Origin of the sequence: Paenibacillus zanthoxyli JH29 (assembly GCF_000520715.1) — a bacterium.
Taxonomy (GTDB): Bacteria; Bacillota; Bacilli; order Paenibacillales; family Paenibacillaceae; genus Paenibacillus_AQ; species Paenibacillus_AQ zanthoxyli.
In genome coordinates this window covers 1-12,883 of the sequence record NZ_ASSD01000059.1, presented here as the reverse complement: position 1 = coordinate 12,883, position 12,883 = coordinate 1, and the positions used below count along the sequence as shown (strand labels likewise).

Sequence of the window (12,883 nt, the reverse complement as noted above, 5' to 3'; positions counted from 1 at the left end):
GTAGAGGAAGGAGTCTTCTCGGCTTTTTAGATAAATGAACTGATCAAAAGTATTGCACACCAGCGTCCGCTCACCATCTGCAAACAGCCTCAGTATTCTTTTGAAGAAGCCCATACCGTTCTCCCCCCAAGCTTTTAATACAAATAACGTTCCTTAATTACATTCAGATGATGAAGCTCATGACCGATCAACAGGCAGGCCTGCGCTCTTGCCGAAATAGGATAGCCGTTCGAAGAGCCTTTGCGGGTCCACGCTTCATCCGGAATGGCCGCAAGCAAAGACAGAGTCGATTGGCGCGAGGCTTTAAATTGCCCGAGCAGCTCCACCAGCGAATAGGAATCGAACCCGGCTGCATTCACGAAATCATTCTCATCATACCCGGGAAGCGGCGTCTGATCTCCCCTTGATATCCGCAGCACACGATAGGCAAAAATCCGGTCACTGTCGGTCAAATGACCGAGCAGCTGCTTGACGCTCCATTTTTCCGGGGCATACTGGTAATTCCCCTGCTCTTCGGTCAATCCTTCAAACAAGGCGAATGCAGCCTTCGATTGTTCCTGAAGCACATCGGCGAGCTCTCCCTTTTCAGTCACCAATTTAAGGTATTTTTCACAATTTTCGTCATATTCTCCTCTTAACGGACGCTGACTCATAGCATATCTCCTCTCAAATTGCGGATAAAAAGAAATATTTGGTGGAAAGTGTAATTATCTGTTGTTAAATTGTATATTATTCGCTATACTAATTTCAAGAATTAGGGAAAATGAGAGTTTGCATACTTGGAGAGTGTCTGAATTGATTAATTTAATTTTTTACTTGTTTTTTTCGGTTTTAGATACTGCTTCACTCTTTTATATTGCTTTGAAGCTTTTTAAGATTGATCTTTATCTAAAAGAAATCATCTTCGCAAGCTTGATCATGGCTTTCTGCTCATACGTAATTAGAGTAGAGCATGGTTACGCATATCTGGATGTTTTCATTCAATTTGTATTATTCATCTGTTTTTTATGGATGCTGTTTCGGATACATGTCTTTTACGCTACGATTATGGCTGGTACAGCTCAACAGGCTTTTATGTTGGTACAATCACTGTTCTACATAGTCATAAATATCACCGGGATTTATCAACGGAACTTCCCTATCGTCTCAACTGGAATAATTCTGATGCAATTAATAACTGACTCTTTTGTTATATTTATAGGTTACTACATTGGCAAAAAGAGAAAAGGCTTTGATTATATCCCTGATAAACCCGATGCTAGACTCATAATCAGCAAGCGAGATATTATATTATTCACATTATCTGTTCCCTCAGTTGCCTGTTTATTCTTAATGATGTATTTCCTTAAAAATTTATATCAGTTTGCCTTTATTGTTCCTTTGTTCTATGGAACCATATTAATTGGTTATTTGTATTTATCCAACAAAAAAGATCGTGGTGATATATTCTGAACACCTTGGCCAACAAAATCGCTATCGCTATTAAACGCACGAATCCGGAAGAGACCAGTTCCATTGAAGTGATGGCATACTCCCTGGGCATCATTATGAACGCTCTTCTCACTTTTGCCGCATCTTCATTAATTAGCTGGTTATTAGGAAATTTTGAAGCGACACTAACCTTTATGCTATGTTTTAATCTATTGCGATTATGTTCTGGAGGCTTTCATCTAAAGACAGCCACTGCTTGTAATATAGTCTCTACCTTGATCTATTCCTTCATTCCTTATTTTTTTGCGGTTAGCGGAACTATGCTTTGGACCATAAATGCCGTATCTCTGATTATAATGATTCTTTTTGCTCCCAATCCGGATAAAAATGCTCAGGTTCCAGTAAATTGGTTCCCATACCTTAAATGCGCTTCAATTTTGCTGGTCTGCTTCAACTTCTGGATTGGATCTTCTAATATGGCGTTAGCATTTTTCATCCAATCGTTAACCATTATACCCTGGGAAAGGAGGTTGCGATCATGAAAAAAACTGTTGCAAAACATGCCTCTTCTGCTCTTACTGCTTCCGCTCGTTTCTTTGCTTCGATCATGAAATACGGCTTAAACAGCCCTGAAGTTCCGCAAGAACTGCGCAAGTAATCGATTAAGGATGGGGAAAACATGCGTGTTCTACTAAAAGACGGTTCCTCCATGGAAGTCAAAGAGGAAGAAATATTGTATTTCTCCAACTACAAGAATACAATATACGTCCATACGAAAGAAGGCGAGTTTGTTCTCCCCACAACTTTGTCTGACCTGTTTGCCGCCTATGAAAGCCAAGGATTTGAGCGTCTTGACCGAAGCAATGTCGTCAATATGAATAATATTAACGATTACGATGCTGGTCGCAAGATTGTGCACTTCCAATCGGGAGAACAATTCGCAACAGTTTCGGAGGCAAACGAAAGACGTGTCCAAAGGCTCCTAGCAGCGGTAGACAAAAAGCCGTAAGTTTAAACTGCTATACCCAATAAAAAAGCAGCGCGACAAATTGCTGGTCAATTTTCGCGCTGCTTTTTTATTATGTAGCTGCTTCAAGAAAAACAATTATTATGCCATATTACCCATCATTTGTAAAGAGAAATTGAGAGGGGGAATCAGGGAGGACAGGGAGAGGAATAGATGGTACCATTTGGAAAGGATGTATTTTCAAGAAACTAATTAACTTATGGAGGAATCTAATGGACTATCATTTTACTCCTTCTCCGCGCCCCTCCTCGCTTGAATTGTTAACCGATGAACAGCTATTTAACATCTATGAGTTGGCGGTAGAGGCGAAGGTAGCTCCCGAATTTATAGAGATTATCGAAGACGTTCTGATGAAAAGAAGACCGGAGCACTGTGAAAGTTTCTAGCATGCGCCTCAAATAAAGAAGAATACCAGAAAGAAGCCGCTTCCTCTATGCATGAGGCAGTTGCTTCCATTCTGGTGGGTTGTTTTGCGTGCTTCGCCCGAATCTTATCCTCTTTATTCCAAGTTCTCCACCGATGCATCCCCGCTACTTCAAGACAATATGGTAATCTTTTTTCAGATAGCTGTGGATTCTGTAGAAATCCGATTCGGTCAATTCATTAAGCGGTTTGTTTCTTTCCCTTCCGAGAATGATACCGATCGTTTGGGCGGCCAAAGCATTGGTCGGCATGATTCGTGCGCTGCCGTATGCTTTATTGGTTGTCCCTATATTTTTGCCGATCACCAGCACGTTATCATAAGATTTAAGTTCAAAGGATCGTAACCGTATTTGGCGCGGACGTGAGTCAGCGGGTAATCCTCCAATATCGCTTGATGCAGCTATGGTTCCAGCTTTATATCCATCGAATAGATGCTTAATTTCGCCCTGTACGAGGCTATTTTTCCGGTTATCGTTTACATCATCCAAAAAAAACATTTGGCTCTGAATCAGCTCTCCTCCCGGCCTGCTGCGCGGGTCCAGCACTAACACGTTCAAACCCAGCGTCCGCGCTTCCTTGGCGAGCAGCATTCCTTGGATCTCGCTCCCGATGACGATCACATCATAAGACTCCATGCTAGTGGCTGGGGCTGCCTCGGTCTTGCTTATAGGCAAGCAGAACAATAAGAGCAGCATCGTAATTAGAACATTACGCCATACATTCCTGAAACTCTGAAAACCTTGTGAATTCATGACTGCATTCAATGCTTTTGACTCCTATCCTGATTGAGTTGATGTAAAATATGTATAGGGAGGTGACAACATGAAAGCAGTTCCAAATTACATATCGTCTAGCAGAATTATTTTTTCGCTAATTTTGATTTTTGTTGCCCCATTAAGCACAGCTTTTTACACAATATACAGTATTTGTGGATTCACTGATATTATGGATGGATTTATTGCCAGAAGCACAGGGACAACGAGCAGACTTGGTGAGAAGCTCGACTCTATCGCAGACCTAATAATGACTGGTGTATTAGTAGTTGTTCTCTTCCCAATCGTAAATCCTGCAGCTGAATTTTTCATTTGGATAATTTCAATTGGCATAATCAGACTGGCATCGATGATTGCAGCCTTCAAAAAGTATAGAACCTTTGCTATGCTTCACACCTACGGAAATAAATTTACCGGCATCGCATTATTCATATTTCCATTCATGCTTCCCTATTTTCACCCAACTGTGTTGATGGATATCATTTGTGTTGCGGCCAGTCTATCCGCGCTTGAGGAATTGATTATTCAACTGACATCAAGAGAACTGCAAGTCAATAGAGCAAGTATTTTTACCAAATGAGCAGCCTATAACATCTCTTAAAATCTGTCACAACAAATACCGCTTTTATTGGATTTTTGGCAAGCCCAATAAAAAGCGGTATTGGTTCGATCGGTGTTTACATTCAGCTCACTGATCCTTACCCTTTCACGACACCTTATGCTCAATCCGCAGCTTGTCTGCCACCATCGCGATGAACTCGCTATTGGTCGGTTTGGACTTGCTGATGTTGATGGTATAGCCGAACAGGTGGCTGATGGAGTCGATGTTGCCGCGCGTCCAGGCTACCTCGATGGCGTGGCGGATCGCCCGCTCTACGCGTGACGGCGTTGTCTTAAATTTTTCGGCGATGGCTGGATAGAGCGTCTTCGTGATGGCACCGAGAATTTCAATGTTGTTATATACCATCGTAATGGCCTCACGTAAATACTGATATCCCTTAATATGCGCAGGAACACCGATTTCATGTATGATCGAAGTGATATTGGCATCCAAATTTTTACCTTTGGATAGCGGAACGACATTAGATTTAACCGACGAGAAGATTTGAGAACCGGAAGGAGAACTGGCCATAACATTGCCAATCTGGGTTCCAACAAGCTGCCGCACACGGTTCGCGAGCACTTCCATATCAAACGGTTTCAAAATATAATAGGATGCTCCGAGCTGTACTGCTCTTTGTGTGATATTCTCCTGACCGAATGCAGTCAGCATAATAATCTTAGGTTGGGGACTCAAGTCCATCTCCCGCAGGCGTTCGAGAACACCAAGTCCGTCAAGATGCGGCATAATGATATCAAGGATGAGAACGTCGGGAATCTTGCGGGCTTGGCTTAATAATTGAACCACTTCTTCACCATTGTACGCAATTCCAGTAACCGTCATATCTTCCTGCTCGGAAATATACTCAGCAAGCAAATTAGTGAATTCCCGATTATCATCAGCTAACAATACTTCAATATTTTGCACTGGTTGTTTCCTCCTTATGAATATCTGCTTTTTTCAAACAGCATTTTATCTTCTCTGTATAATGATTTCGACATGTGGAATGAATTTCCTTCTGTCGAAAATTATTTTTCTTTATTTTTTTTTAGCCATGATTTATAATTAATAATTTTATTACACTTTTCGATTATCTTCATGAACGTTCGACAAAAAAATCTTAAGGCTAAACCGCCTTAAGATCTGGTTGAAAACTATGCTGCTGTGCCGCGCCTGAATCTTTGAGCATCCATTCGATGAAACAGCCGTAGCCCGATTTAGGATCATTGACGAAGACATGCGTCACTGCGCCGACCAGCTTACCTTGCTGAAGAATAGGGCTGCCGCTCATGCCCTGTACAATTCCCCCGGTCTTATCGATCAGCCTTGGATCGGTGATCCGCAGGACCATCCCTTTAGTAGCCGGCTCCTGTTGACGGGATACATGGATAATTTCAACATTGAACCGCTCGACCCGCTGGCCTTCAACTACAGTGAGAATTTGCGCTGGACCTTCCTTAACCTCGCTGCTCCTAGCCACAGGAATGGGTTCACGATACAAGCTGTGATCCGGATTACGCCCCATTTTGCCGAAAATTCCGAAATCGGTGTTGCTTTGAACGTTGCCGAGTACTTGGCCTTCCTTCATGAACACCGCACGTTTCTCTCCAGGATCGCCGTCTTGGCTTTTGGAGATGGAGGTTACGTTCGATTCGACGATATGACCGCTCCCCACAACAATCGGAGTACCGGTATTCATATCGGTAATGATATGTCCCAGCGCACCATAAACGCCTTCGCGGGGAGCATAAAAAGTCAGTGTTCCGACGCCCGCAGCGGAATCCCTGATATATAAGCCGAGGCGCCATACCTTGTCATTTTGATCGTAAGCCGGTTTAAGTCTGGCTGTTCGCTCTTTACCTTCACGAATATAACGGATGTTGAGTTCTCTGCCGGTACCTCCTGCCTGCTTTACCAGATTCGACACCCTGCTTATCTCGTTCAGCTTGACGCCGTCAATGGATACCATAAGATCGCCTGGCAGCAGTCCGCTCGTCTCGCCCGGTGATATTTTGGTTTGCCCCGATACATTGACAAGATGATGTCCCACAACCAGCACACCTGCCGACTTTACCTTAACGCCGATTGTCTGTCCGCCGGGAAACACCCTGATATCCTGCTCCGCTCCGTGTTGGGCCGCTGCGCGCCCATGAATGATTTCGGCATTTGAGGCATAGCCGGGACTTGGAACGGTCAATCCTGAAACGCTAAGAAAGAACGCAAATAAAAGACCTGGCATTAACTTCCTGAGGTTGGGCTTCAAAGGCTGTCACGCTCCCTTTTGCTTCTTTCGCTTGACGAAAAAAGTGGTCGCCAATTGCGTACCTATAAGATAACCCCGCCCCCAGGCTTTTATTACTGTCAATACTTAACCGGTTGGGCCTCCCCAGCCTTGCTGGCCTCCGCCAGATTAAGCATTTCCTGTGAATGATGCAGCGTTTTTTCGGTAATCTCCACCCCGCCCAGCATTCTGGCCAGTTCCTTAACCCGTCCTTCTTCGGAAAGAGCTTCCACTTCAGTCATTGTACGGCCTTCCTGCACCTTTTTGCGGATAAGATACTGATGGTCCGCCATGCAGGCCACCTGCGGCAGGTGAGTAATGGAAAAGACCTGGCATGTTGAGGACAGCCGGAAGAGCTTATCAGCGATGGATTGAGCCGCACGTCCGCTAACCCCAGTATCCACTTCGTCGAATATCAGAACGGGGATATCCTCATGCCTTGCGAAGATGCTCTTCATTGCCAGCATGATACGCGACAGCTCGCCGCCCGAAGCGATTTTGCTTAATGGACGCAGCGGCTCGCCCGGATTGGGTGAAATCATGAACTCTGCACTGTCGATACCCTGCCGGGTTAACCGGATGCGGCGTCCTTCGTATTCCACTCCCCGTGGATCATCAAGCGTATCTATTTTAACTTCAAGGGAAGTCCGCTCCATTTGAAGGTCCTTTAGTTCACCTTCGACCTGTGACGCCAGATCCGCCGCACACTGACGCCGGGCTTCGCTAAGCTGCACCGCTGTCTCCATCAGTTCGCCAAGCAGAGCATCCCGTTTAACTGTAAGTTTATCTAAATATTCGTCCTTATTCTCAAGCAAATCGGTTTCGCGGGAAATCTGCCCGTAATACTCCAGAATTTGCTCCACGCTGTCGCCGTATTTACGCCGCAGGCCGGAGATGAGATCCAGCCGGTTCTCCACTTCTTCCAGCCTTGCCGGGTTGAATTCAATGTCTTCGCGGTAGTCGCGCAGCTGAAAAGAGGCGTCCTCCAATTGATAAAAAGACGATTGAAGCTGTTCCAGAACAGGCTTCAGCGCTTTTTCGTCATAACGGACAACTTCCTCCAACGTGGAAATAACATTGCTGATCGCTTCAAGCCCCTGGCGGCCATTCAGCAGCTCGTAAGCACCGGAGATGGAATCCATCATTTTCTCGCTATAGGATAGCTTGACCCTTTCCTCGGAAAGTAATTCATCTTCTCCCGGCTTTAAGGCAGCAGAAGAGATCTCCTCCAATTGAAACCGGTACAGGTCAAGCATCTGGTAGCTTTTTTGGCTCGAATCCTGCAGCTCGCGCAGTTCTTTCTCCACTTGGGCAAACTTTGAATATTTCTCCTGATATTCCGCCTTCAGCGGCCCGATCACAGATTCTCCATACGTATCCAGCAGCCCCAGATGCCGCTCCGGTCTCAGTAGATTCTGATGCTCATGCTGGCCGTGGATATTGACAAGCTGCTCGCCAATTTCCCGCAGCATCGTCAGATTTACCATTTGGCCGTTAACTCTTGAAGTGCTCTTTCCCTGGGAGTTCAGCTCCCGGCGTATAATTAAATGCTCCTCTTTCTGCGCCCTGATTCCGAGCTTTTCCAACGTGCTCCAGACCGAATGTCCGCTTGGCAGGCTGAACAGAGCTTCCATCTCCGCCTTCTCGCAGCCGTAGCGAATGGATTCCGCCGAGCCTCTGGCCCCGGCAATTAATCCAAGCGCATCGATGATAATGGATTTGCCCGCGCCCGTCTCGCCGGTAAGTACGTGAAAGCCCGGATAAAAGTAGACATCTACCGACTCGACAACCGCCAGATTGCGAATAGATAATGTTTCAAGCACAAATATTGCACCTCCGACGCATAAATAACATTCCCCTTGAGCTCCTCCATAGACTAATGCTTAGCGAAAGGATGGCTCTTGAGTAACTCATCTACCCGAAAAGACGTTAGCCCTGCCAACCTTGTCTTTCCGGCAATTCATTTAAGATTTAGACCGTCAGCATTTTACTGCCGTCCGCCCGGATGTTCGGATTGGCTTCTAAATCCCGGTTAAGGCCTGTCCCGGAAGCAAAGCCATAAACAAAGTATGACCGAACATAAGTTCGGAGTCAAGGGCTTTCAGTAAAAAAGTTACTGTCAGGCGAGAGGGAATAAAATTAAAGCGTTGAGTGGGAAAGAAAGCAGCCAAAGGGGGGGCGCAAGAATGGCTAAAGAATAGATCGAACAAGGTGCTTGAAGATGGCGGACAATGAAGAGGGCAAAGACCCTCCTCTTGTCCGGAGCCGATACATCCCATGCATATAGGGGAAAGGGGTTGTCTTCTATCTCTGATAATAAGTTAAATGTAACCCATAATTTGCGATACTACTTGTTTGCTGTCCTCCGTCTCCCGGCAGATAATCAAAATCGTATCATCACCGGAGATTGTCCCCATGATTTGCGGCCACTCGATACTGTCGATCAGCGCGGCGACGGAGTTGGCCGTTCCAGGCAGACATTTCATGACAACAAGATTGCCCGAGTAGTCGATGTGCACAAAATTGTCCACGAGCACCCGTCTCAGCTTCTGTGTCGGATTGTAACGCTGATCGGTTGGCAGCGAATATTTATATCTCCCGTCATCCATCGGAACCTTGATCAGCAGCAGTTCCTTGATATCCCTGGATACGGTCGCCTGAGTAACCTGGAAACCCGCGCTTCGAAGCGCTTCAACCAGTTCATCCTGTGTTTCAATATCCCTATGGGTAATGATTTCTCGTATTTTGATATGTCTTTGACCTTTCATGAAAAGCCTCCCGTATCATAAAAAATGCTAGTCATTCTCTCCATCATCCCTGCCAAATGTGATCACGTTGACTGTGGCGGCCGGAGCATTCACATAGAGCAGTCCCCCAACCCCCGGATAAATCAGGAGATAAGGAAGCAGCATGTCCCGTACCCCGCTTCCGGTCCACTCCAGCGGACGCCGCGGTCGGGCAAGCACGACAAGATACTGTGTGCCATCCTCTGCGGCAGCGACATAATCGACAAACAACCGGCTGTACAGCGGAGCGCCATCAATATTAAAGGACAGCGGAATTTTCAGCTTGCCGCCAACAACTTCATAGCCTGCATTTTCCAGCAGACTTACGGCCGGGTGGGGGGTAATCTCTTCATTCAGCGGAATATGATCCTGCAAAAAGGAACGCGGCGAGCTCTGGAGCCATACATAAATGCGGTAGATGACCCATACTGCCAGCCCAACGCCGATCAGTGCCATAACCGCCTTGTCCGGGCTACCCGTCATCGGAAATCACCTCGGTCATTTATTCGAGCAGATAGGGCTAAATCCCTCCTAATAGCCAAAAGAAACTCATCGTCTCGATGAGTTTCCATGAGTGGAAGCCTGCCCGCCGAACGTGCCTGCGGCTTCCGCCACCACGTCTTTCGCAATTGCGGCAAAATCGCCGTTAGACTCGGAGGAAGCCTGATCGGAGAATGCTTCCCCCTGGTCAGCGGCTCCGCCGCTATCTTGTACCCCCTCCGGTACAAGACGCCAGTGGGCCAGAAATTCGATGTTGCCCTCGCCGCCCGTTATTGGCGAAAAGGTCAGTCCCTTGAGAATAAAGCCATGATCACGCGCCATTGTCAGCACATTCTCCAGCACTTCCTGATGAACCGCCGGATCGCGGACAACGCCGGATTTGCCGACCTTTTCCCGTCCGGCCTCGAATTGGGGCTTGATCAGCGCCACGATGTCGGCTGGGCGGTTCAACAGCGCCATGAGCGGCGGAAGAATTATCTTTAGGGAGATGAAAGAAACATCGATACTGGCGAAATCCGGAACGGGACCTTTGAGATCGGGCGGCGTCATATACCGGAAATTCGTCCGCTCCATGACGCATACCCGTTCATCTTCCCGCAGCGACCAATCCAGCTGGTTATAGCCTACGTCGATGGCATAAACATAGCTTGCTCCGTTCTGAAGAGCGCAATCGGTGAATCCTCCGGTGGAAGCGCCGATATCCAGCATGGTCCGTCCGCCAACGTCGATACCAAATCGGCGCAGCGCTTTTTCCAGCTTGAGTCCTCCACGGCTGACGTAAGGGTGTACAGCACCTTTCACCTTGAGGACAGCACTTCGCGGCACCTTCATACCGGCCTTCTCAATGCGTTCTTCATTGGCAAGCACAAGGCCGGCCATTATGGCCGCTTTGGCCTTCTCGCGGCTTTCATAGAAGCCCTGCTCGACGAGCAGAACGTCGATTCTCTCTTTAGGGCTCCGTTCTTTTTCTTTACCGTGCTCCATAGTCATCTCCAACTTCTATTCTCGCATATTCGTAAGCTTACGAAGATGTAGTCGTCTTGCCATAAGGATAAGAGCTTGCCGCCCTCATCGATTTAATCCGGCCGCATAGCGCTTCAACGGTAAGTCCCGTTAGCTGACGCTGCTCCTTAATCGAGCCGTGCTCGACAAATATATCCGGCACGCCCATCAGTTCTACGCTGACAGCATGCAGCCCATGCTCGGCATAATACTCGAGTACAGCGCTGCCCAGGCTCCCCGCCTGGCTTGCTTCCTCGAGCACGATCAACTTCGTTCCGGCTCGGGCAAGACCCTGCAGCATGGAGCCGTCCAGCGGCTTCAAGAACCGGGCATTGACAACCCCAACCTGGATTCCTTCCCTTTTGAGCTGGTCCGCCGCCTCTTCGGCCAACTGCACCATCGGTCCGCAAGCGATTACGGCAATGTCATCGCCCGGACGAAGCCGTTCCCACGAACCGATCGGCAGGCAGCGAAGCTCCGGATCAAGCGCCACTCCAGTACCGTTCACACGGGGATAACGATATGCAATCGGGCCTTCATCATATTCCAGCGCCGTCTTCATCATATGGCGCAGCTCGTTCTCGTCCTTGGGCATCATCAAGACGATATTCGGGATATGCCGCATAAAAGCGATATCGTATACCCCCTGATGCGTCTCTCCGTCTGCACCGACAAATCCCGCCCGGTCGATGGCGAACATCACGTTCGCGTTGTGCCGGCAGATGTCATGTACTATCTGGTCGTAAGCGCGCTGCATGAAGGTGGAATAGACCGCAAAAACCGGCTTCATTCCCTCCATCGCCAGCGCGGCGCATAGCGTCGCCGCATGCTGCTCCGCGATACCCACGTCAATCATCCGGCCGGGAAATTCCTTCGCGAACGGAAACAGGCCGGAGCCTCCCGGCATAGCCGGAGTTACGGCGACCAGCCGTTCGTCCTGGCGCCCAAGCTCAATCAAGGTCTCGCCGAATACTTCCGTATACATCGGATTGCCGACAGCCTTCAGCACCTGGCCGGATTCAATTTTGTACGGCGTGATGCCGTGCCATTTATAGGAATCGGCTTCCGCCGGCTTATAGCCTTTGCCCTTCGTGGTAAGCACGTGCACCAGCACGGGACCCGCCACATTGTCGGCCTGATGGAACGTATCGATCATGGTCGCAAGATCATGTCCATCCACAGGTCCAAGATATGTAAAGCCCAGTTCCTCGAACAGAACGCCGGGAACCATCATATATTTGAGGCGGTCTTTCACCCGTTCCGCAGTCTTCGCGAGCCGGCCGCCGATCGCCGGAATCTTCCTAAGAAGCCCTTCCACTTCGTCCTTGGCCCGCAAATAATGGCGGTCCGAGCGAATCCGGCTTAAATAGTTATGCATAGCTCCGACATTGGGTGCAATGGACATTTCATTATCGTTAAGAATAACCATCAGCTTGCGGCGCTCATGGCCGATATGGTTCAGCGCCTCGAATGCCATGCCCCCGGTAAGAGCACCGTCTCCGATCACCGAGATAACCTTGTTGTCCTCTCCCTTGAAATCCCGGGCCATAGCCATGCCCATCGCGGCGGAGAGAGAAGTGCTGCTGTGACCGGCCTCCCATACGTCATGTTCGCTTTCGGCCCGTTTGACAAAGCCGCAGAGCCCGTTCTGCTTGCGCAGCGAATCGAACCGGTCCTTGCGGCCGGTCAATATTTTGTGGACATACGCCTGATGTCCGACATCGAAAATAAATTTATCCCGAGGACTATTGTAGCAGTAATGCAGGGCCAGCGTGAGTTCTACCACTCCCAGATTGGAGGCGAGATGTCCGCCGGTCACAGACAGCTTCTCAATCAAAAACCCACGGATTTCCTCCGCCAGAGTATTCAATTGTTCGATCGATAGCGATTTCAGTTGCTTAGGATCATTCAGTTGTGGAAGCAGCACGTGATCTCCCCGCTTTCCTGATGTTGTAAAGTATAGCCTTTATTATAACATATATGAAACAGCTATCGAAATCAGCCCGTTGCCGTAAACCTTAGTGATCTCTGGACATTAAGTAATCGGCGATTTCGAGC

General features: G+C 48.0%; 14 protein-coding genes. 5 read left to right on the top strand and 9 right to left on the bottom strand.

Features of this window, described 5'->3' with window-relative positions; genetic code table 11:
- Nucleotides 1–134: 134 nt before the first annotated feature.
- Nucleotides 135–653 (bottom strand): DinB family protein, encoded by a 519-nt coding sequence (locus L691_RS0102385; RefSeq protein WP_025688542.1) that lies wholly within the window; start codon nucleotides 651–653, stop codon nucleotides 135–137.
- Nucleotides 654–795: 142 nt separating this feature from the next.
- Between L691_RS0102385 and L691_RS0102380 the strand changes: the two genes are divergently transcribed.
- The 4 genes from L691_RS0102380 (at nucleotide 796) to L691_RS30990 (ending at nucleotide 2,844) form a co-directional block, all read left to right on the top strand.
- Complete coding sequence (locus L691_RS0102380) at nucleotides 796–1,452, top strand: hypothetical protein (RefSeq protein WP_025688540.1); 657 nt, start codon at nucleotides 796–798, stop codon at nucleotides 1,450–1,452.
- A gap of 5 nt (nucleotides 1,453–1,457) precedes the next feature.
- Nucleotides 1,458–1,973 carry an accessory gene regulator ArgB-like protein gene (locus L691_RS34140; RefSeq protein WP_036734829.1) on the top strand — a complete coding sequence of 172 codons (516 nt, stop codon included), beginning with the start codon at nucleotides 1,458–1,460 and terminating at the stop codon, nucleotides 1,971–1,973.
- 167 nt (nucleotides 1,974–2,140) lie between these two features.
- Nucleotides 2,141–2,440 (top strand): LytTR family DNA-binding domain-containing protein, encoded by a 300-nt coding sequence (locus L691_RS0102370; RefSeq protein ID WP_198022960.1) that lies wholly within the window; start codon nucleotides 2,141–2,143, stop codon nucleotides 2,438–2,440.
- A 230-nt stretch (nucleotides 2,441–2,670) separates the two neighbouring features.
- The gene (locus tag L691_RS30990) at nucleotides 2,671–2,844 is read left to right on the top strand and encodes a sporulation histidine kinase inhibitor Sda (protein ID WP_084653773.1); all 174 of its coding nucleotides are present in this window, start codon (nucleotides 2,671–2,673) and stop codon (nucleotides 2,842–2,844) included.
- 144 nt (nucleotides 2,845–2,988) lie between these two features.
- Here the strand turns inward: L691_RS30990 and L691_RS0102360 are convergent, their stop codons facing one another.
- A complete protein-coding gene (locus tag L691_RS0102360) occupies nucleotides 2,989–3,516 on the bottom strand; it encodes an FAD-dependent oxidoreductase (RefSeq protein ID WP_198022959.1) in 528 nt (175 codons plus the stop codon).
- Between the two features lie 187 nt (nucleotides 3,517–3,703).
- Between L691_RS0102360 and L691_RS0102355 the strand changes: the two genes are divergently transcribed.
- Nucleotides 3,704–4,234, top strand: coding sequence for a CDP-alcohol phosphatidyltransferase family protein (locus tag L691_RS0102355; RefSeq protein ID WP_025688536.1), 531 nt, complete (start codon nucleotides 3,704–3,706; stop codon nucleotides 4,232–4,234).
- A 126-nt stretch (nucleotides 4,235–4,360) separates the two neighbouring features.
- On the opposite strand, the gene spo0A is transcribed toward L691_RS0102355, so the two are convergent.
- The 7 genes from spo0A to dxs all read right to left on the bottom strand — a co-directional run bounded on the left by spo0A (nucleotide 4,361) and on the right by dxs (nucleotide 12,752).
- Nucleotides 4,361–5,182, bottom strand: coding sequence for a sporulation transcription factor Spo0A (gene spo0A / locus L691_RS0102350; protein ID WP_025688534.1), 822 nt, complete (start codon nucleotides 5,180–5,182; stop codon nucleotides 4,361–4,363).
- A gap of 199 nt (nucleotides 5,183–5,381) precedes the next feature.
- Nucleotides 5,382–6,494: a SpoIVB peptidase gene (gene spoIVB / locus L691_RS0102345; protein ID WP_025688533.1), complete on the bottom strand. Its 1,113-nt coding sequence runs from the start codon at nucleotides 6,492–6,494 to the stop codon at nucleotides 5,382–5,384.
- 122 nt (nucleotides 6,495–6,616) lie between these two features.
- The gene (recN, locus tag L691_RS0102340) at nucleotides 6,617–8,359 is read right to left on the bottom strand and encodes a DNA repair protein RecN (protein ID WP_025688532.1); all 1,743 of its coding nucleotides are present in this window, start codon (nucleotides 8,357–8,359) and stop codon (nucleotides 6,617–6,619) included.
- 498 nt (nucleotides 8,360–8,857) lie between these two features.
- Nucleotides 8,858–9,304 carry a transcriptional regulator AhrC/ArgR gene (ahrC, locus tag L691_RS0102335; RefSeq protein ID WP_025688531.1) on the bottom strand — a complete coding sequence of 149 codons (447 nt, stop codon included), beginning with the start codon at nucleotides 9,302–9,304 and terminating at the stop codon, nucleotides 8,858–8,860.
- A gap of 27 nt (nucleotides 9,305–9,331) precedes the next feature.
- A complete protein-coding gene (locus L691_RS27585; protein ID WP_036734823.1) occupies nucleotides 9,332–9,805 on the bottom strand; it encodes a hypothetical protein in 474 nt (157 codons plus the stop codon).
- 66 nt (nucleotides 9,806–9,871) lie between these two features.
- On the bottom strand, nucleotides 9,872–10,807 hold the full coding sequence (locus L691_RS0102325; RefSeq protein ID WP_025688528.1) for a TlyA family RNA methyltransferase: 936 nt from the start codon (nucleotides 10,805–10,807) through the stop codon (nucleotides 9,872–9,874).
- A gap of 37 nt (nucleotides 10,808–10,844) precedes the next feature.
- Complete coding sequence (dxs, locus tag L691_RS0102320) at nucleotides 10,845–12,752, bottom strand: 1-deoxy-D-xylulose-5-phosphate synthase (RefSeq protein WP_025688527.1); 1,908 nt, start codon at nucleotides 12,750–12,752, stop codon at nucleotides 10,845–10,847.
- Between the last annotated feature and the right edge of the window lie 131 nt (nucleotides 12,753–12,883).